At 72.6% G+C, this 17,325-nt stretch carries 12 protein-coding genes; 4 read left to right on the top strand and 8 right to left on the bottom strand.

Going from position 1 to position 17,325, the window contains the following annotated elements; genetic code table 11:
• Positions 1–3,528, top strand: a 3,528-nt coding sequence (locus tag ABT186_RS38905; RefSeq protein ID WP_351929120.1) for a multifunctional oxoglutarate decarboxylase/oxoglutarate dehydrogenase thiamine pyrophosphate-binding subunit/dihydrolipoyllysine-residue succinyltransferase subunit, incomplete at its 5' end; no start/stop codon positions are given.
• Positions 3,529–3,602: 74 nt separating this feature from the next.
• Here ABT186_RS38905 and ABT186_RS38900 read toward each other — a convergent pair.
• Genes ABT186_RS38900 through ABT186_RS38885 form a run of 4 tightly spaced genes read right to left on the bottom strand, consistent with a single transcriptional unit; the run spans position 3,603 to position 11,488 of the window.
• Positions 3,603–7,916, bottom strand: a complete 4,314-nt coding sequence (locus tag ABT186_RS38900) for an SAV_2336 N-terminal domain-related protein (RefSeq protein WP_351929118.1) — start codon at positions 7,914–7,916, stop codon at positions 3,603–3,605.
• Positions 7,916–8,947 (bottom strand): AAA family ATPase, encoded by a 1,032-nt coding sequence (locus ABT186_RS38895; protein ID WP_351929116.1) that lies wholly within the window; start codon positions 8,945–8,947, stop codon positions 7,916–7,918. Before ABT186_RS38895 ends, ABT186_RS38900 begins: the two co-directional genes overlap by 1 nt.
• 22 nt (positions 8,948–8,969) lie before the next feature.
• Entirely contained in the window at positions 8,970–11,036 is a 2,067-nt protein-coding gene (locus ABT186_RS38890; protein ID WP_351929114.1) for a VMAP-C domain-containing protein, read from the bottom strand.
• The gene (locus ABT186_RS38885) at positions 11,033–11,488 is read right to left on the bottom strand and encodes a CU044_2847 family protein (protein WP_351221665.1); all 456 of its coding nucleotides are present in this window, start codon (positions 11,486–11,488) and stop codon (positions 11,033–11,035) included. Before ABT186_RS38885 ends, ABT186_RS38890 begins: the two co-directional genes overlap by 4 nt.
• 193 nt (positions 11,489–11,681) lie before the next feature.
• Here ABT186_RS38885 and ABT186_RS38880 point away from each other — a divergent pair, with 193 nt between their 5' ends.
• Positions 11,682–11,870 (top strand): DUF6104 family protein, encoded by a 189-nt coding sequence (locus tag ABT186_RS38880; RefSeq protein ID WP_351929112.1) that lies wholly within the window; start codon positions 11,682–11,684, stop codon positions 11,868–11,870.
• Positions 11,871–11,891: 21 nt separating this feature from the next.
• On the opposite strand, the gene ABT186_RS38875 is transcribed toward ABT186_RS38880, so the two are convergent.
• Positions 11,892–12,725, bottom strand: a complete 834-nt coding sequence (locus ABT186_RS38875) for a hypothetical protein (RefSeq protein WP_351929110.1) — start codon at positions 12,723–12,725, stop codon at positions 11,892–11,894.
• A 168-nt stretch (positions 12,726–12,893) separates the two neighbouring features.
• On the opposite strand from ABT186_RS38875, the gene ABT186_RS38870 reads away from it, so the two are divergent.
• On the top strand, positions 12,894–13,844 hold the full coding sequence (locus ABT186_RS38870; protein WP_351221663.1) for a DUF4097 family beta strand repeat-containing protein: 951 nt from the start codon (positions 12,894–12,896) through the stop codon (positions 13,842–13,844).
• A gap of 1 nt (position 13,845) precedes the next feature.
• The gene (locus ABT186_RS38865; RefSeq protein WP_351221662.1) at positions 13,846–14,880 is read left to right on the top strand and encodes a PadR family transcriptional regulator; all 1,035 of its coding nucleotides are present in this window, start codon (positions 13,846–13,848) and stop codon (positions 14,878–14,880) included.
• 332 nt (positions 14,881–15,212) lie between these two features.
• Here ABT186_RS38865 and ABT186_RS38860 read toward each other — a convergent pair whose 3' ends face one another.
• The 3 genes from ABT186_RS38860 to ABT186_RS38850 all read right to left on the bottom strand — a co-directional run bounded on the left by ABT186_RS38860 (position 15,213) and on the right by ABT186_RS38850 (position 17,109).
• Entirely contained in the window at positions 15,213–15,776 is a 564-nt protein-coding gene (locus ABT186_RS38860) for a Clp protease N-terminal domain-containing protein (protein ID WP_351221661.1), read from the bottom strand.
• Positions 15,776–15,985, bottom strand: coding sequence for a helix-turn-helix domain-containing protein (locus tag ABT186_RS38855; protein ID WP_040248424.1), 210 nt, complete (start codon positions 15,983–15,985; stop codon positions 15,776–15,778). Before ABT186_RS38855 ends, ABT186_RS38860 begins: the two co-directional genes overlap by 1 nt.
• A 158-nt stretch (positions 15,986–16,143) precedes the next feature.
• Positions 16,144–17,109: a zinc-binding dehydrogenase gene (locus ABT186_RS38850; RefSeq protein ID WP_351221660.1), complete on the bottom strand. Its 966-nt coding sequence runs from the start codon at positions 17,107–17,109 to the stop codon at positions 16,144–16,146.
• Positions 17,110–17,325 lie beyond the last annotated feature (216 nt).

Here is a 17,325-nt window from a genome sequence, read left to right as displayed (position 1 = left end):
GCGCCCCCGGCCCCGGCCGCCCCGGCTCCCGCCGCCCCGAAGCCCGCCGCTGCTGCGCCGGCCCCGGTGAAGCCCGTCGCGGCCGCCGCTCCCGCCGCCGCGAAGCCCGCCGCGGCCCCTGCCAAGCCCAAGAAGGACGAACCCGTGGCCCAGGCGCCCGTGGGTCCCGAACTGGTGACCCTGCGCGGCCCCTCCGCCGCCGTCGCGAAGAACATGAACGCCTCGCTGGAGCTGCCCACGGCCACGTCCGTGCGTGCGGTCCCGGTGAAGCTGCTCTTCGACAACCGCATCGTCATCAACAACCACCTCAAGCGCGCCCGGGGCGGGAAGATCTCCTTCACGCACCTGATCGGCTACGCGATGGTGCAGGCCATCAAGGCCATGCCGTCGATGAACTGGTCGTTCGCGGAGAAGGACGGCAAGCCCACCCTCGTCAAGCCGGAGCACGTCAACCTCGGCCTCGCCATCGACCTGGTCAAGCCGAACGGCGACCGCCAGCTCGTCGTCGCGGCGATCAAGAAGTCGGAGACGCTGAACTTCTTCGAGTTCTGGCAGGCCTACGAGGACATCGTCCGCCGCGCCCGCGACGGCAAGCTGACGATGGACGACTTCACCGGCGTCACGGTCTCCCTGACCAACCCCGGCGGCCTCGGCACGGTCCACTCGGTCCCGCGTCTCATGCCCGGCCAGTCGGTGATCATGGGCGTCGGCTCGATGGACTACCCGGCGGAGTTCCAGGGCACCTCCCAGGACACCCTGAACAAGCTGGGCATCTCCAAGGTCATGACCCTGACCTCGACGTACGACCACCGGGTCATCCAGGGCGCCGCCTCCGGCGAGTTCCTGCGGATCGTCGCGAACCTCCTCCTCGGCGAGAACGGCTTCTACGACGAGATCTTCGAGGCCCTGCGCATCCCCTACGAGCCGGTCCGCTGGCTCAAGGACATCGACGCCTCGCACGACGACGACGTCACCAAGGCCGCCCGCGTCTTCGAGCTGATCCACTCCTACCGGGTCCGCGGCCACGTCATGGCCGACACCGACCCGCTGGAGTACCGCCAGCGCAAGCACCCCGACCTGGACATCGTCGAGCACGGCCTCACCCTGTGGGACCTGGAGCGCGAGTTCGCGGTCGGCGGCTTCGCCGGCAAGTCGATGATGAAACTGCGCGACATCCTCGGCGTGCTGCGCGACTCGTACTGCCGCACCACCGGCATCGAGTACATGCACATCCAGGACCCCAAGCAGCGCAAGTGGATCCAGGACCGTGTGGAGCGCCCGCACTCCAAGCCGGAGCGCGAGGAGCAGCTGCGCATCCTGCGCCGCCTGAACGCGGCGGAGGCCTTCGAGACCTTCCTGCAGACCAAGTACGTCGGCCAGAAGCGCTTCTCCCTGGAGGGCGGCGAGTCGGTCATCCCGCTGCTCGACGCGGTGATCGACAGCGCGGCCGAGTCCCGCCTGGACGAGGTCGTCATCGGCATGGCCCACCGCGGCCGTCTGAACGTCCTCGCCAACATCGTCGGCAAGTCGTACGCCCAGATCTTCCGTGAGTTCGAGGGCAACCTCGACCCGAAGTCGATGCACGGCTCCGGCGACGTGAAGTACCACCTGGGCGCCGAGGGCACCTTCACGGGCCTCGACGGCGAGCAGATCAAGGTCTCTCTTGCCGCCAACCCGTCCCACCTGGAGACGGTCGACCCGGTCATCGAGGGCATCAGCCGCGCCAAGCAGGACATCATCAACAAGGGCGGTACGGACTTCACGGTCCTGCCGGTGGCGATCCACGGCGACGCGGCCTTCGCGGGCCAGGGCGTGGTGGCCGAGACCCTGAACATGTCGCAGCTGCGCGGCTACCGCACCGGCGGCACGGTCCACATCGTCATCAACAACCAGGTCGGCTTCACGGCGGCCCCGGAGTCGTCCCGCTCCTCGATGTACGCCACGGACGTGGCCCGCATGATCGAGGCCCCGATCTTCCACGTGAACGGCGACGACCCGGAGGCGGTCGTGCGCGTCGCGCGCCTGGCCTTCGAGTTCCGCCAGGCGTTCAACAAGGACGTGGTGATCGACCTCATCTGCTACCGCCGCCGCGGTCACAATGAGTCGGACAACCCGGCCTTCACCCAGCCGCTGATGTACGACCTGATCGACAAGAAGCGCTCGGTGCGCAAGCTGTACACCGAGTCCCTGATCGGTCGCGGCGACATCACCCTGGAAGAGGCCGAGCAGGCGCTGCAGGACTACCAGGGCCAGCTGGAGAAGGTCTTCACGGAGGTCCGCGAGGCCACCTCGCAGCAGGTGGCGGCGCCGTCGCACGAGCCGCAGGACGGCTTCCCGGTCGCGGTCGGCACGGCCATCTCCTCGGAGGTCGTCAAGCGCATCGCCGAGTCCCAGGTCAACATCCCCGACCACTTCACCGTCCACCCGCGTCTGCTGCCTCAGCTGCAGCGCCGGGCGGCGATGGTCGAGGACGGCACGATCGACTGGGGCATGGGCGAGACCCTGGCCATCGGCTCACTGCTCCTCGAGGGCACGCCGGTCCGCCTCTCCGGACAGGACTCCCGCCGCGGCACCTTCGGCCAGCGCCACGCGGTACTGATCGACCGCGAGACGGGCGAGGACTACACCCCGCTGCAGTACCTGTCGGAGGACCAGGCCCGCTACAACGTCTACGACTCCCTCCTGTCCGAGTACGCGGTCATGGGCTTCGAGTACGGCTACTCGCTCGCCCGCCCCGACGCGCTCGTGATGTGGGAGGCGCAGTTCGGCGACTTCGTCAACGGCGCACAGAGCGTCGTCGACGAGTACATCTCGGCGGCGGAGCAGAAGTGGGGCCAGACGTCCGGCGTCACCCTCCTCCTGCCGCACGGCTACGAGGGCCAGGGCCCGGACCACTCCTCGGCGCGCCCGGAGCGGTTCCTGCAGCTCTGTGCCCAGAACAACATGACGGTCGCGATGCCGACGCTCCCGTCGAACTACTTCCACCTCCTGCGGTGGCAGGTGCACAACCCGCACCACAAGCCGCTGGTGGTCTTCACGCCGAAGTCGATGCTGCGCCTCAAGGCCGCCGCGTCCAAGGCGGAGGAGTTCACGACGGGCCAGTTCCGCCCGGTCATCGGCGACTCGTCGGTGGACCCGGCCGCGGTCCGCAAGGTCGTCTTCTGCGCCGGCAAGGTCTACTACGACCTGGAGGCCGAGCGGCAGAAGCGCGGTGTGACGGACACGGCGATCATCCGCCTCGAGCGGCTGTACCCGCTGCCGGGTGCCGAGCTCCAGGCGGAGATCAGGAAGTACCCGAACGCCGAGAAGTACCTGTGGGCCCAGGAGGAGCCGGCGAACCAGGGCGCCTGGCCGTTCATCGCCCTGAACCTCATCGACCACCTGGACCTGGCGGTCGGCGCGGACATCCCGCCCGGCGAGCGCCTGCGCCGCATCTCGCGCCCGCACAGCTCGTCCCCGGCGGTGGGTTCGGCGAAGCGGCACCAGGCGGAGCAGGAGCAGCTGGTGCGTGAGGTGTTCGAGGCGTAAGCCTCACGGCAGTACGGAAGGGCCCGGCCCGAGTTCGTGTGACTCGGGCCGGGCCCTTTCGGTGGTGCGCCGTGTTACAGGCTGTCCGGTGGGTCGTAGTAGATGGCCAGGTTGTCGAGCCACCACGGGTCGAACATGGATCGCTCATGTGGGCTCGCCCTCAAGTGCCGTAGGAGAGCAAGGAGTTCCCGGACGTTGACGGATTCACGGAGAAGCTCGTCCACTCGCTCATGGAAGTCCGCGCAGTAGTCGTGATGACGCGTGGCACGGCTCCAGAGCATCAGCGGATAGCCGCGGGCCAGTCCTTCCTCGAGCACCCGGGTGGCGTGCATGCAGGCGACCGGCACAGCGGCTGAGGGCGCCGAGTCCAGTCCCGTCCTCACGCTCTCCAGGGGCCCCCGAGTCAGGCCCGCCCAACGGGTCCGCCGCTCCCTCAGACGGCTGTTGCCGCCGTCACGACCGCGTACGAAGACGGGGTGCTGTTCGACCAGGGGCGAGTCGGCGTCCAGCACCCGCCAGCGCTCCACGGGAAGCGCCCACAGCAACTCCCCGGGCAACTCGAACTGAACAGGAACCGGTCCGCCTTCGCCGTCGGCGTCCGCCAGCACCTCCGCGAGGGCGGGGCGCAACCGTGTCTCCAGCTCCCGCATGTACGTGGGAGAGGTGCCCTCCGCCACGACGAGTTCCGTGCCGTCCTCCATCCACAGCATGCGCCAGCTGAACTCCTCGGCGAAGGCGCGCTCGATCTCGACCAGGACCACTGCCCGCGATGTCGACAGGGCCGTGTCGAGGCGCACGAACACGTCCTCGACGGCGCGGCGTAGCTCTGCGTCCCGGGTCGTCCGGACGGCAGCGGTCACCCAGGCGCGCAGGTCGGCGAGCGCCCGCCGCCCACCCGGGGGCTCCCGTTCCGCGAGCCGCGCCCACACGCGCGCCGCGTACACCAGCGCGAGATCGGCGGAGTCGCCACGGTGAAGATGCCCCACGCCATCGCGCCAACTGCACGCCGGATAACGGTCCTCGCCCTGCTCCCCGAGCAAATCCTGCACCACCAGCGGGCTTTCCGGCGGTGGCAGCTCGGCCAGCAGCCCGTACAGCTCGGTCCGTGCGGCCGGCTGGAGCTTGCCCAGTGCCGAGGACCGGGCGGCCAGCCGCGTCTGCACTCCGGTCCAGGTCTGTTCCTGTCCCAGGACGCGGAACCGATCGGCATGATGCCGGTCGTGGGCGCATACGATCTCGTGCCACAGCTCGGCCCGAGGGCCCGGAGTCCGGCACAGGGTGCGCAGCACCCCGATGCGTACCGCCTCCCCCCCGCTGCTGCCGTCCGCGCTGCGCCCCTTGATCACACCCACGACCGCGCCGTCGCGCTGGTCGACGACGGGGCCGCCCGCCGCCCCGAGCGGGATGGAGGCGTCCCGTACCACCAGCCCGTCCCGGCTGCGCGCCGCCGCCACCGCGGCCCGAACGGTGGTCGTGTGCGGCTGGTCCAGCGGGCCTGTCACTCCGTACAACGTCGCCTCGCCGACCGCGACGCCCGGTTTGTCGCTGAGCCACAGGCACTCGGGGTCGGTCGCCCCGGGCACGTGGAGGAGCGCCACGCCACCGACCTCGTACACCTGGCTGACCTGATACCGGCGGCCTTCCGTCGTGGTGACGCCGACCGTGGACCGGGCCTCTTGTCCAAGGCCGTGGCGATCCGCGACAAGGTGCTCCGCCGTGACGACCCAGCCCGGTGCCAGGAAGAACCCGCTGCCCGAGGTGACGCCCCGTCCTCGGAGCGGTGCGTCGACGCGAACCAGGGCGCGCCATGCGAGTACGTCGGCCTCCGCCTCGGCCCGCGTCGGCTGCGCCCGGTCGGCGCCGTCCATCCGCACCGCGTGCACCGCCTCGGCCCACGCCGTGTCCCGTGACGTGATGAGCACCTGGCAGCCGCTGATCAGGAGTTCGTCGGCGCCCTGAAGGTCGTCCCAGCCGTCGAAGACGATCAGCCAGCGGGAATCAGGGGGCCGCCGGCGCGCCGCGTCCCGCAGGGCGGCGATGTTCTCGTCCACGCCCCGGCCACCCTCCAGCAGTTCGAGTGCGGTGGCGAGCCGGGCCAGTCGCTGCCGTCGGAGCCTGGGGTCCTGGGCCCCGACCCACCAGACGACGTCGTAGTCCTCGGCGTGCCGGTGGACGTACTCGACGGCGACCGCGGTCTTGCCCACGCCGGGTGGTCCGATGACGGCGCAGACGGGCGAGGGGGCGGGACTCCCTGCCAGCTCCTGATCCAGCCGCGTCAGAACGTCCTCGGGGCCGGTGAAGCCGGGGTCGCGGTCGGGAACCTCATACCGGACGCGCCGCACGCGGCCGGGGAAGGGTGCGCCAGGGGTCTGTGGCCCGTACGTCGCCGGGTCGAGCGACAGGCGGCCCAGCAGCCGCCGGCGGGCCTCGGGCTCGGTCGCTCCCGCCAGAGGCACGACCGGCTCCAGGCGGCCCGCCCAGGGGAGTGCGTCCTCGGACACGGACACGACGGCGAGCCGCTCCTGAGGGCCGGTAAGGACACCGGCCTCGTCCAGCACCTGCTGCATCCGCGCGCCGTCCCGCGCGTACCAGCTGCCGAGGAGCAACACCACGGTTGCGGCCTTCCTGGGCCGATCAGCCCCCGGGTCCGGCCCGTCGAGGTCCCACGTCCACGGCCTCACGTGGCCGTACGGGCGAAGCACGTCGGCCGCCCACTGCGCCCACTCCATATCCGCGGCGGAGTACACCAGGGCGAACGTCGCCCGGGTGGCGGCCCCCGCCCCATACCGCCCCACCACCAGTTCCGACACCTCGGCGAACGCCCCCGGCACCTCCTCCGCCCCCGTCGCCGGCTCCGGTCCCCCGGTCAGCCGTGCCAGGGCCAGTGCCGGGAAGTTCCGGGCCCGGCGGCCGAAGTGCCGGTCCACGTACTCGCCGCAGTGCTTCAGCACGAGCAGTGCGTCGCCGCGCGGGAGCAACCGCAGGAGTTCCTCGCGCACGCCGGGAGCGAAGTCGTACCAGCCCTCGGCGTCCCCCCGTTTCAGCAGTCCGCCGAGCAGGACCTCCGCGAGCACCGTGGGCCCGGTCTCCGGCTGCATCGCCCGCTGGACGAGCTGCATCACGGGCAGGGCGAGCGGTACCGCCGAGAAGGTCACGGCGAGCCGTACCGCCTGTGGCGAGGCGGTGCGGCGGAAGGTGCGGACGAGGCTCGACGGGTCGGCCGCGGGACGCTCCGTGCGCAGCGGGGCCGGGGCGTGGTCGGCCCGTACCCACGCGGCCGCCGCCGGCAGCGACAGCCCCGTACTGCCGGAGAGCAGCCGCGCCCAGGTGCCGAGCGCGGCCCGGGTCGGCGACAGGACGGGCACGGGCAGCGCGCCCGGTGCTCCCGGGCCGTCGGACGGCCGGAACTCCAGCCGCGCGCCCAGCCCTTCGAGCCGTCGCAGCCGGCCGGGCACGGCGGGCAGATGCGTGCGGCGCCACATGCGCTGGGGCAGCGGCTGGAGCACGGCGACGGGCGCGGCCTGCGCCCAGTGGTGGAGCAGCCGCTGCATCCGCCCGGAGCTCCACAGCGGACCCGCGCAGTCGCTGACCACCAGGGTGAGCTGCCGTCCGGTGGGGTCGCGCAGCTGCTCCACGGCCCGCAGCGCCCCGCCCGGGGCGCGCGACGTGCTGGTCCCCGGCCGGCCGTCGGGGCCCTCGTGGACGTAGTGCACGGACACCTCGCGGAAGGCGCCGAGGCCGGCGCAGATCTGCCGGAGTTCGTCGAGCATGCCGTCCCACAGCGCCGTGGACGTCGAGGCGTCCATGAGAAGCCTGAGCCGGGCCTCCCGGCGCGTGCTGAAGCGCAGGACGGGCAGCAGCAGTCCGGTCTCCGCGGCCCGTTCCGCGGTGGCCTGCTCGTCCAGCCGGCGGTACCGGGCGCGGACCGGCGGGCGGTGGTCCTGCAGGGGCCGCAGGGCGCGTTGCAGGGGCAGCGGCTGCGGCAGGGCGGTGGCCGTCGGTACGCGGACCCGGACGAAGGCGTCGTCGGCGGCGGGCGCGGGGCTCCCGGGGCCGGTGCGGTCGGCGTACAGGCGGGTGGGGCCCGGGTGTCCGCCGCCGGTCTCCCCGGGCTGCCGGGGCGGCGGCGCCGGTTCCGGGCCGCCGGGCGATGGAGGCTCCTGCCGTGCCGCGGGTGGCTGATCGGTCGCGTCCGTGCGCACCTCCGCCCGCTCCACATGCCCGGCCAGCCACAGCGCCTCGGCGAGTTCACGCGCCGTGGGCTCGACTCCGAGCGTGCCGCGCAGCCGCTCGACGAGCGCGTTCAGCGGACCGTCTGCGGCGGAGTGCGGCGGGTCCTCCGGCGGCGGGTCCTCCGGCGGCAGGTCCTCCGGGGGCGGGTTCGTCATCAGCGCGGTCCGCGGTCGCCCTGGTCGAGGGGGCGCATCAGCAGTTCCGCCAGGCGCTGCCGGTCCCGCTCGCTGTGGCGTACGGCCTCCTGGGTGAGGTAGACCGCGTTGAGCAGCTGATCGGCGGCGCGCAGGGCGCCCGGGCTCGACTGCAGGAAGTCCCGGATCAGGGCATCGTGGCCGGGGCCGTCCGCCTCGCCGAAGTGGGCGCGGACCATGGCGTCGAGACGCGCCGCGCCCCACTCGTCGTTCCGGGGCGAGGGCAGATCGAGGTGGAGGCAGCGGCGCAGCAGTGGAGCGGGGAAGTCGCGTTCTCCGTTGCTGGTCATGACGACCACGGGGAAGGCGCGGCAGCGGATCCGGCCCCCGGCGACGAGGGCCCGCTCGCCGTCGTCGGTGAGGACGTGCACCTCGGGCTGCCTGCGGGCGATCCGCTGCAGCTCGGTGATGTGGAACTCGCCTTCCTCCAGGGCGTTCAACAGGTCGTTCGGGAGGTCGATGTCGCTCTTGTCGAGCTCGTCGACCAGCAGCACACGCGGGCGCTCGTACGGCAGCAGGGCCGTGCCGAGCGGGCCGAGGCGCAGATACTCACCGATGTCCTCGCCGGACTCCTGCCCGCTCACCCGGGCCATCTGGACGTCCTGCAGGCGAGCGATGGCGTCGTAGGTGTAGAGGCCGTCGTGCAGCGTCGTACGGCTCACGACGGGCCAGTGCAGCACCCGGCCCAGGCCGAGTTCGTGGGCGATGGCATGGGCGAGCGTGGACTTTCCCGAGCCGGGGTCGCCGGTCACCAGGAGGGGGCGCCGCAGGTAGAGCGCGGCGTTGATCAGCTCCAGCTCCTCGGGGCGCCACACGGGCCCGCGCAGACCGCGGGTGCCCAGGCGGCGCGCGGACTCCGAACCCGGCGCGGGAGCGGGGCCGGCCGGCGGACCGCCGTCGAAGTCGCGCCACGGGGGCGGGGCCGGCAGCCTGCCGATGCCGTCGTGCGGCTCTCCGTCGCCCCGGAAGACGAACCAGTCGGGGGTGCTCACGGTGTCTCCTTGCGTCGGGCGGTCACGAGGGCGACTCGACCGGTACGTCGTCGAGGTGCGGGATGGGGCGGCGCGGATCGTCGTACAGCAGCGCGAGGTGTTCCGCCCAGGCGGCCGTCGTATCGGCCAGGCTGACACGCTCGCGCAGCACGCGCAGCTGCTCGGGCAGCGCGGTGGCGTGTTGCGTGCGGTTGAGCAACCCCGCGGCCCCGTCGTGGAGTTCGTCGCAGCGCGGGCCGCAGCCGTGGGTGTGATCGGCACGCAGGCTCCACAGGACGACGCCGTATCCGGCGCCGAGTGCCTCGGTGAGCGTGTCCCCGCTCTCGGCCGGCGGGCGGCACAGCACCGGCACCGCGCCGGGCGGGCCCGCGCCGAGTTCACTCGCGTACGCCGACGACGGGATCGGCAGCGCCTTCGGACCGCCTTCGGCGACGCCGCGCCAGCGCTCGAGCCACTCCTGAGCCGGTTCGCCGCGCCGCTTCAGACAGCGCAGGACCACCTGCCGGTGCACCCCGAACGGGCGTTCAGCGGGATGCGGCAGCAGACCGCTCGCGACGGGCGGCCGCCACAGATGGACGTCCACGTCGAAGTGCTCGACGGGCAGCGCGAGTTCCAGCCGGGCGCGCCGCTCCCCCGTGTCCAGCAGGCCGAACGCCCGGCGCAGCGGCCTGTCCAGCACGTAGGGCAGCCCGGCGAGCGGCGTCGGCTCGTCGTCGGGGCTCTGGTCCAGCGGCCGTGCGGTGTCGGCGGTGCCGTACCAGGACCAGATCCGCCAGTGGAACGCGCGCGGACGGTACACGTCGGGCTCCAGCTCGACGGCCACGACGGGGCCCTCGTCACACGCGGCGGAGGCGACGGACCCGACGGACCCGACGGACCCGACGGACCGGGCGGACGCGACGGACGCGGCGGACCCGGCGGACCCGGCGGACCCGGCGGACCCGGAACCGGGTAGCCGCTGGGCGGGTGACGGCCCCACGGTGGCGGCCGGCTCCTCGTCGGGCGGGTCCGGGGTGTACGCGGACATGTCCATCTCCGTGACCAGCCGGCCGATGGGGGACGGCAGCCGCGCCGCCCGCTCCCGGACCCAGGACTCCAGCGCCTCCGCCTGCCGAGCCGCCCGCAGCTTGGACACATGGGCCACGGCCCGCAGATAGTGCAGCGAGACGATGTCGGCGCCGTCCGCGTGATCGGGGAGCCGGCCGTGGCCGTCGCGCCAGTCGCGCGGGGCCAGTTCGTCCTCCCACCAAGGTTCGTCGCCCAGCACCTTGGTGATCAGCCGCTGCAGCCGGGCCGGCGACCTGGGCGGCGGCAGCTCGGCCAGCAGTGCCGCGGCCGCGGCGGCGTCCACGGGGCGCCACGGCTGCCCGGGGCCCGCGGCGGCCAGCTCGTTCTGGGCCCGCACCCAGCTGCCGGGGCCTGTCGTCCCGTGGTGCCAGCGGTCGTGGGCGCGGATCAGGGCGGCGTAGGGGTCGTGGCCCAGTTCGCCCGCGCCGCCGACGGGCCGCGCCTCGCGGAGTCCGTGCAGAGCGGCCGCTGCGACGGCGAGCCCGCCGTCCTTGCCTGCCCGGCGTGCCTTGACGATGCCCACGACCGCGCCTCGCTCGTGGTCGAGGAGGGGGCCTCCCGACGCCCCGTGGGGGATCTCCGTCCGGGGTTCGATGGTCAGCCCGTACGGTCCGTCCCTGCCGTTGCACTCGCTCTTCCCCTGCCAGCGCTGCGGCACCCCGGTCGCGGGCGTGCGCCAGCCGTACGCGGTGACGCCCAGCGGAGGATCGGAGCGATCCGTGAGCCGTACGCAGAGGTGGTCCACGTCCTCCCGCAGTCGTAAGAGGGCGAGGTCCTGCTCCGGGTCGGGGCCGCCGCCGAGGCAGTAGGCGAGCCCGGCCGGGGCGTCGAAGCCATGACCGTGCACCCGCAGGTCGCCCACGCGCTCCGGGCCGCTGCCGATCGGCAGGACGTGGGCGCAGGTGAGCACCCAGCCGGGCGCGACGAAGAACCCGCTGCCCCACAGGGTGTCGGGCTCCGCGGCCGGACCGATCCGGACGGTGGCACGGCTGGTGAGGACGTCGAGCTTGTGCGCGGTCATGCGGAGGCGGAGTCCCGGCCGGGCGTGTCACCCGTGTCGTCGGCGTTCCGGGCCGCGGGGAGGGCCGTGACGGCGGAGGGCGGACCGGGCTGCGCTCCCGTCCCGCGTCCGGCGGCGTTCCCGCGCCAGGTCAGGGTGATCGACAGCGCCGCCTTGGCCTCGCCGTCCGCGAGCAGCGCGACGGCCTTTCCCGGCTTCAGCGCGAGCTCCACGCCGAAGGTGGCGCTGACCTCGTCGGGGCCGACGGACCTCGCCGCTTCGAGGACGGCGCCGCCGACGCCGCGCACGAGCTCGTTCAGCCGGTCGATCCGCGCGGTCATGTGGTCGAGGGCGCCGACGTCCTCGTAGGCGAACTCGTCTGCGCCGGGCATCTCCTGGGACTCCAGGACACTGACCCTCGCGAGCATCTTCTCGCCGCCGGGAAGCTCGATCTCCTGGATCTTCCGTTCCATCACGTCCCCCGTACGCGGGCCCGGCCTGCCCGGCCCCCGCTGCTGTTGTGGCTCCTGGCCGTCCGTGGGCCCATTCTGCCCGCCCACGCGCGCGTGAGGTGCGGGAACCGCACAGGACGGGGGGCGATTCGGTGCGCTCGCACGCGGCTTAACCTGGAGGTGAGACCCCCACCGGCGCCTTCAGGAGAGCACCTTGTACTTCACCGACCGAGGCATCGAAGAACTGGAGAAGCGGCGCGGCGAGGAGGAGATCACCTTCGAGTGGCTCGCCGAGCAGCTGCGTACGTTCGTCGACCTCAACCCGGACTTCGAGGTGCCGGTGGAGCGGCTCGCGACCTGGCTCGCGCGACTGGACGACGAGGAAGACGAGGAAGACGAGTAACGCCGGTCCGCCGGGCGGGCGTCAGTCTCGGGGGCGTGCCAGGTCGTACACCAGACCCAGTGCGCCGTGTGCCAGGAGCAGCGCGCCTGCGACCAGCCAGCCGCCGCTGCGGTGGCGCAGGCCCCACGCCGTGAGCGGGAGGCCCGCCGCCACCTGGGTCAGGGCCAGGACGCGGGCCTTCGGGGTGGCCGCCCACGGGAGCCAGGGGCCGAGGCGCGTGCTGCCGACCGCGTCGCGTGCCGCGCGGAGGGCGTCGCGCCGGCCCGGCCACTCGATCTCCTCCGCGTCGGGGCGGACCCGGGCCGCCGCACGCAGGCGCCCGGACGCCGCGCCGGGGGTCAGGTCCGGGGGAAGCGTGAGTCCCGCGCGCGTGAGGACGGCGAGGAGGCCGCGGAGGCGGGCCCGTGCGTCCACCCCCGTGTCGGGTGCGGTCAGATGCTCCAGGGCCTGCATGTCGTGGACGGGGTCGAGGCCGAGACGGGCCGCGAACGTGCGCATCGCCTCGTCCTCGCCGGCCGGGGTGCCGTTCGCGAGCCACACGTAGCCCACGGGGCGGCGGAATCCGGCGGCGAGGGTGTAGCCGGCGCGGTCCGCGTCCCACCACAGGGCGAGTACGGGCCAGGGGGCGCCCACCGCGAGCGCGGTGGCCCAGCCGGCGAGGACGCGGTCGACGGGTTCACCGCCGTCCAGCCAGGGCCGGCCCTCGGGGACCAGTGCGCTCCACCCGGGGCCGGCCCGGGTGAGCACCATCGGCTCGCGGAGCAGCTGGGCGGCGGGAGCGACGGAAGCGGGATCCGCCCGGCACAGCAGCAGGCCGCCGGGAGCGGGTCCGATGGCGCGGTCTTCCGTCGACATAGCCCCACGTTAGGCAGTTTCGTCCACTTTTCTCCTCGGGGGTTCACCAGAACGGGTGTCTTGACTTTCCGTATCCACGATATATCGTGAATAACGGAAGACGCGATATGGCGTGTTGGATGGTTCCGTCACGTACGCGCGCCCGCACCGGCCGAGGAGGTCAGCACCATGTCCGAGTGGTCCGTCGCAGAGCCGAAGAAGCTCACCTTCGACGCCCCCGTGACGGCACTGCATGTGCGCATCGTCAACGGAACGGTGAACGTCGTGGGCACCGACGAGAGTTCCGCGCGTCTGGAGGTCTCGGAGATCGAGGGCCCGCCACTCACGGTGACACAGAAGGACGGCACCCTCACGGTGGAGTACGACGATCTCCCCTGGAAGGGCTTCCGCAAGTGGCTCGACCTGAAGGGCTGGCGTCGCAGCGCGGTCGTCTCCCTGGCCGTCCCTGCGTCCACACGCGTGGAGGTGGGCGCGATAGGGGCCAACGCCATGGTCTCCGGGATCGACGGCGGCGCCGCGGTGAAGGGCGTCACGGGTGAGACGACACTGGTCGGCCTCTCCGGTTCGGTCCACGCCTCCACGGTCTCGGGGAACGTGGAGGCCCAGGGCGTCACCGGCGAGCTGCGGATGAACTCCGTCTCGGGCGATCTGACCGTCATCGAGGGCACCTGCCCGTTCGTGAAGGCCGAATCGGTGAGCGGCTCGATCATCCTGGACCTCGACCCCACGAGCGGCCCTGTGGACGCCCACCTGACGAACGTCTCCGGAGAGATCGCCGTCCGCCTCCCCCACCCGGCGGACGCGGAGGTCGAGGCGAACACGGCGAGCGGCGCGGTGTCGAACGCCTTCGACGATCTGCGCGTGTCCGGCCAGTGGGGCGCCAAGAAGATCACGGGCCGCCTGGGCGGGGGCAACGGCCGGCTGAAGGCGACGACGCTCTCCGGCTCCATCGCCCTGCTCCGCCGCCCGGCCGCGGAGGACGAGCCATGGGACGCGCCCGGTCCACGGGACGCCTCTCCCCCGGACACGCCCCGCGACACCACTGGCGACACCGCCGTCCCGTCCGACCCTTCCTCCGGCGGCACGGCCGGCGGCCCGACCGAGCAGAAGGGGCTCTGACATGCCTCCCGTCTTCGCCCATGGACGACTGCGGCTCTACCTGCTGAAGCTGCTCGACGAGGCGCCGCGCCACGGATACGAGGTGATACGGCTGCTGGAGGAGCGCTTCCAGGGGCTGTACGCACCGTCCGCAGGCACCGTCTACCCGCGGCTGGCCAAACTGGAGGCCGAGGGCCTGGTCACGCACACCACCGAGGGCGGACGCAAGGTCTACGCGATCACGGACGCGGGCCGCGCCGAACTGGCGGACCGCAGCGGTGAGCTGGCCGATCTGGAGCTGGAGATCCGCGAGTCCGTCGCCGAGCTGGCCGCCGAGATCCGGGCGGACGTCCGGGGCGCCGCGGGCGATCTGCGCCGTGAGATGCGAGCCGCGGTCTCCGAGGCCCGACGGGGCACCAAGGAGAACGGCGGCGGGTACGAGGAGTACGGCGACCAGTCCGAGAAGGAGGCGTGGCGCGCCGCCAAGGAGGAGATGCGCCGCGTCAAGCAGGAGTGGAAGGAGCAGGCCCGGCGCGCCAAGGACGAGAGCCGGCGGGCCCGTGAGGAGGCCCAGCGGGCGCGCCGCCAGGCCAAGGAGGCGCAGGAGCAGGCGCGCTCCCAGGCACAGCAGGAGCTGCAGCGTATAGCGCAGCGGGTTCAGGAGCATGTGCAGGACCACTTCGCGCGGGGCGACTGGCCGACGGGGGTGCGGGAGGGGCTCACCGAAATGGCCAAGGAGTTCGGCGAATTCGGGAAGGACTTCGGCAAGGAGTTCGGCAAGGACCTCGGCTTCGGCCGCACCGAGACGGTGAAGGAGCCGGAGTACTCGACGACCCCCGAGGACTTCCCCGGCGCCTACGAACCGTCCTGGGCGCACGAGGACTTCCCGGGCGACCCCGCACGCGCCCTCGACCGTCTCCTGGACCGCTTCCGCGACGACATCCGCGACGCGGCCCGCGACCACGGCGTGACGGAGGAACAACTCCGCGAGGCCCGCCGCCACTTGTCGACGGCGGCGGCCCACATAGGGGCGACGCTGCGATCAGGGAAGGGGTGAGGCCGCCCCTCCAGGGGCGGCGCCCCGATAGGGGCGCGGGCCGTGTCGATTTGCGGTTCCGCGGCGTGGGCGCGCCCAGCCACGGACAGACAACCCGCAGGTCGCCGACAGCAGATGGCGCCCTATCAGGGGCGCGGGCCGTGTCGATATGCGGCTCCGCCGCGTGGGCGCGCCCAGCCACGGACAACCCGCAGGTGAGCGACAGCAGGTAGCACCCACTAGGGGGCGCGGGGAACTGCGCACAACGGCAGCCCACAGCGGCAGCTACAGACACTGCCACAGAAACCCACCCTAGGGTCCCCGTCCCCTGCCGGGCGCCACCGTCGTGGGGCTCACCCGGCCTTCGCCTCTCCCCCGCCCCACAGCACGCGCTCCACGGCCGCGTAGGTGACTCCGCGGTCGGCGAGCACCTCGGACGGGACGCCGGGGCGGGCGGTCAGGGCGAGGAGCAGGTGCTCGTCGCCGATGTGCCGGTCACCGTGGGCGACGGCGGTACGCAGGGACCGAGTGAGGACGTCCTTGGCGCCACGGGTGAACGGGCGACGTCCGGACCGTCGTACGCCACCTGTGCGGCCCGGCGCCAGCGCGCCCTCCCCGTGCGCCTCCTCGACCCGGGAGACGATCTCCGTGAGGTCGATGCCGAGCCCCGCGAGGGCGTTGGCGTCGGCACGGGAGAGGCCGCCGCGGCGGCGTGCCTCGGCCAGGTCCCGCCCGATCGCGTCCCGCCGTCCCGTCAGCCCGAGAGACGTCAGGGCGAACGCGGCGCGGCTGCCCTCGCGATCGAGGAGGGCGAGCAGCAGGTGCGCCTCGTCGACGCGTTCCTCACCGGTCCGTTCGCAGTGCTCGACCGCGCCGGTGACCACCGCGCGGGCGTCCTTGGTGAACCGCTCGAACATCACTGCCTCCCGTACTTCTTGTGCACGGCCTGCCTGCTGACTCCGAGTTCCGCGGCGATCTCCTGCCACGACCAGCCCTGGTTGCGCGCGCTGCGCACCTGCACCGCCTCCAGCTGCTCCAGCAGCCTCCGCAGCGCGGCGACGGCCCGCAGCCCGATCCTCGGATCACGGTCGCCCGCGCGCTCGGCGAGATCCGTTGCTTCGGTCATGATGTCAACTTAGGTTGACATCGCGGCTCACGTCAACCCTGGTTGACATGAAAGGTGCGCGGACATGCGAACGGCGGGCTCGAAAGGGTTCCGAGCCCGCCGTGGACGGGAAACGCGAGGGGTGGCCGCTTCGTAGCCGATTCGCGGTCAGTTCGCGGTCAGTTCATGGTCAGCACGATCTTGCCGAACTGGTCGCCGGCCTCCAGCCGTTCGAAGCCCTCGCGGGCCCGGTCGAGCGGAAGGACCTCGTCGATGACGGGACGCACGCCGGTGGCGGCGCAGAAGGAGAGCAGGTCCTCCAGTTCGTCCTTGGAGCCCATGGTGGAGCCGACGACCTTCAGCTCCAGGAAGAAGATACGGGTGAGTTCGGCGTGGGAGGGGCGGTCGCCGCTGGTGGCACCCGAGATGACGATCGTGCCGCCGGGCCGCAGGGACTTGACGGAATGGGACCAGGTCGCGGCGCCGACGGTCTCGATGACGGCGTCGACCCGCTGCGGCAGCCGCGCCCCGGACTCCAGGGCCTCCACCGCGCCCAGCTCCAGGGCCCGCTTGCGCTTGGCCTCGTCACGGCTGGTGGCGAAGACCCGCAGACCGGCCGCCTTGCCGAGCGCGATCGCTGCCGTTGCGACACCACCGCCGGCACCCTGGACAAGGACGGAGTCGCCGGGGCGTACACCGGCATTGGTGAAGAGCATGCGGTAGGCGGTCAGCCAGGCGGTGGGGAGGCAGGCGGCCTCCTCGAAGGAGATCTCCTTCGGCTTGGGCAGGAGGTTCCACCTGGGGACGGAGACCTGTTCGGCGAAGGTGCCCTGGTAGCGCTCGGTGAGGATCGAGCGGGGCTCGTCGGCTCCGACGCCGTGACCGGTCTGGCCGATGACCGAGTGGAGGACGACCTCGTTGCCGTCCTCGTCGACGCCGGCCGCGTCGCAGCCGAGGATCATCGGGAGTTTGTCCTCGGAGAGACCGACGCCCCTCAGGGACCAGAGGTCGTGGTGGTTGAGGGAGGCGGCCTTGACGCTCACGGTCGTCCAGCCGGGCCGGCGCTCGGGGGCCGGGCGCTCTCCCAACTCGAGGCCGTTGAGGGGGTGGTCGCGGTCGATGCGGGCGGCGTAGGCAGCGAACATGACCTTGACGATAGGCTCCGCCGGGGTTGGACGGAACCAACGTCGCCTGTGACACGGGCTTCACTGACCGGCGGTCGCGCGTTTGCCCGGCGCGAGCGTGGGCCGGGCGTGGGTTTCGCTGCCCGGCGCCGGCCGGGTGCCTCCCCCAAGCTCTCGGCGTCGCTCGAGCAGGGGACCCCCATCGCCCACCCTGCCGCCCCAGCGGCACGACTGCCC

It is taken from the genome of Streptomyces sp. NPDC001634, assembly GCF_040298185.1.
Taxonomy (GTDB): domain Bacteria; phylum Actinomycetota; class Actinomycetes; order Streptomycetales; family Streptomycetaceae; genus Streptomyces.
Note: the sequence above shows the minus strand (reverse complement) of the source record. Positions and strands in the feature narration are given on the sequence as shown.

Excerpts from the sequence above, each read along its gene's own strand:
- ABT186_RS38850 (WP_351221660.1), bottom strand. The coding sequence starts at position 17,109 with ATGTTCGCTGCCTACGCCGCCCGCATCGACCGCGACCACCCCCTCAAC.
- ABT186_RS38870 (WP_351221663.1), top strand. The coding sequence starts at position 12,894 with ATGTCCGAGTGGTCCGTCGCAGAGCCGAAGAAGCTCACCTTCGACGCC.
- ABT186_RS38855 (WP_040248424.1), bottom strand. The coding sequence starts at position 15,985 with ATGACCGAAGCAACGGATCTCGCCGAGCGCGCGGGCGACCGTGATCCG.
- ABT186_RS38900 (WP_351929118.1), bottom strand. The coding sequence starts at position 7,916 with ATGACGAACCCGCCCCCGGAGGACCTGCCGCCGGAGGACCCGCCGCCG.
- ABT186_RS38865 (WP_351221662.1), top strand. The coding sequence starts at position 13,846 with ATGCCTCCCGTCTTCGCCCATGGACGACTGCGGCTCTACCTGCTGAAG.
- ABT186_RS38885 (WP_351221665.1), bottom strand. The coding sequence starts at position 11,488 with ATGGAACGGAAGATCCAGGAGATCGAGCTTCCCGGCGGCGAGAAGATG.
- ABT186_RS38890 (WP_351929114.1), bottom strand. The coding sequence starts at position 11,036 with ATGACCGCGCACAAGCTCGACGTCCTCACCAGCCGTGCCACCGTCCGG.
- ABT186_RS38860 (WP_351221661.1), bottom strand. The coding sequence starts at position 15,776 with ATGTTCGAGCGGTTCACCAAGGACGCCCGCGCGGTGGTCACCGGCGCG.
- ABT186_RS38875 (WP_351929110.1), bottom strand. The coding sequence starts at position 12,725 with ATGTCGACGGAAGACCGCGCCATCGGACCCGCTCCCGGCGGCCTGCTG.